This window comes from Mesorhizobium sp. M7A.F.Ca.CA.004.04.2.1, assembly GCF_004022825.1.
GTDB lineage: Bacteria > Pseudomonadota > Alphaproteobacteria > Rhizobiales > Rhizobiaceae > Mesorhizobium.
Map to the genome: position 1 here is coordinate 1 of NZ_RZPH01001180.1, position 1707 is coordinate 1707.

Genomic DNA, 1707 nt, shown 5'->3' on the forward strand with positions numbered 1-1707 from the left:
TGATGATCGCGACATGCGCGGGCGTTGCCATGTTCTCGCTTTCGGGTCAGCCGGCGGCCATGACCCTAAACCTGCATGATTTCAGCTTCCTTATCGGAAAGCAGGTGGTCGATGGTGCTGATCGTCTCGTCGGTAAGTTTCTGGACCTGGTCCGAGCGCTTGCGCTGATCGTCTTCGCTGATGTCGCCGTCTTTCTCCGCCTTCTTCAGGAAGTCCATGCCGTCGCGGCGCACATGGCGCGCGGCGACACGGGCATTCTCGGCGTAGGTGTGCGAGATCTTGACCAGTTCCTTGCGGCGCTGTTCGTTAAGTTCGGGAAGTGGAATCCTGAGGTTGGTGCCGTCTACGATCGGGTTGAACCCCAAATTGGATTCGCGGATCGCGCGGTCGACCGCGCCAACCATCGACTTGTCCCATACCGATACCGAGATCATGCGCGGCTCCGGCACCGAGACGTTGGCGACCTGATTGATCGGCATGGTGGTGCCGTAGGCCTGCACCTGGATCGCATCGAGCAGATTGCTGGAGGCGCGACCGGTCCGCAGCGAGGCCAGATCATGCTTGAACGCGGCAATGGCCCCATCCATGCGCCGCTTGAGATCGTCGTACTCACCACTCATCTTTATCTCCTCGACCCGTCTAATGCGGGCTCACTGCTTCGGGGCCGTCTTCGAATCGAACTTTCGAAAACCGGCTTCCCTTTTCGGGTCAGGCCGCCGATCAATCGTCCGCGACGACCGTGCAGCGGCCGCCGCCCCTCAGAATATCGCCGAAACCACCTTTTTCGTGGATCGAATAGACGATTATCGGAATGTTGTTTTCGCGCGCAAGTGCAATCGCAGCAGTATCCATGATGGAAAGGCCGCGATTTATGACTTCGCCATGGCTGATGCGCTCGAAACGCGTCGCATTCGGATCCTTCTTCGGGTCCGCCGAGTAGACGCCGTCGACCTGAGTGCCCTTGAACAGCGCGTCGGCGCCGATTTCAGCGGCGCGAAGGGCCGCGGCCGAATCAGTGGTGAAGAATGGATTGCCGGTGCCGCCGGCAAAGATCACCACCTTGCCCTGGTTCATGTAGGCGGTCGCCTGGCGCTGCGAAAAGCTCTCGCAAAGTTCGGGCATGGCGATCGCCGAAAGCACCACGGCGTCGACGCCGATCTTGTTCAACGACGTGCGCAGCGCCAGCGAGTTGATCACCGTGGCAAGCATGCCCATGTGGTCGCCGGTAACACGGTCGCCGCCCTTGGAGGCAACGGCCACGCCGCGAAAGATGTTGCCGCCGCCGATGACGACGCCGACCTCGATGCCCAATGCACGCGCCTCGGCGATGTCGCCGGCGATGCGATCCACCACTGACACGTCGATGCCGAAATGCTGCTCGCCCATCAACGCTTCGCCCGACGCTTTCAGCAAGACACGTCGGTAGAGGGGCTTCACCGTCATCTGGGCCTCTTCATTTGCATGTGGCGCGTTCCGGGTGGCTGCTCTCGCGCAGGCGCGCCACCGAAACAATGGCGTTCCGATACACGAAGGGCGCCGCGATGTCACGCGGCGCCCTTCCCGGAATTCTCTCGCCTTTTGTCAACTCACGCCGGCAAATGCACCTTCCATGAGCAGGTCAGGGAAATAGCCCGCAGGCTTGCAGCCGACGGCCTGGCCCCCGGTAAGGCCGCCCTGGATTTCCGGACCGAAGAACGAGTACGGGAA

The 1707-nt window shown here is 61.3% G+C and carries 2 protein-coding genes; both read right to left on the bottom strand.

Annotated elements, in window-relative coordinates:
- Nucleotides 1–65: 65 nt before the first annotated feature.
- Nucleotides 66–620, bottom strand: a complete 555-nt coding sequence (gene frr, locus EN893_RS32705) for a ribosome recycling factor (protein ID WP_013531759.1) — start codon at nucleotides 618–620, stop codon at nucleotides 66–68.
- Between the two features lie 100 nt (nucleotides 621–720).
- Nucleotides 721–1443: a UMP kinase gene (gene pyrH / locus EN893_RS32710; protein ID WP_013531760.1), complete on the bottom strand. Its 723-nt coding sequence runs from the start codon at nucleotides 1441–1443 to the stop codon at nucleotides 721–723.
- Nucleotides 1444–1707: the final 264 nt, after the last annotated feature.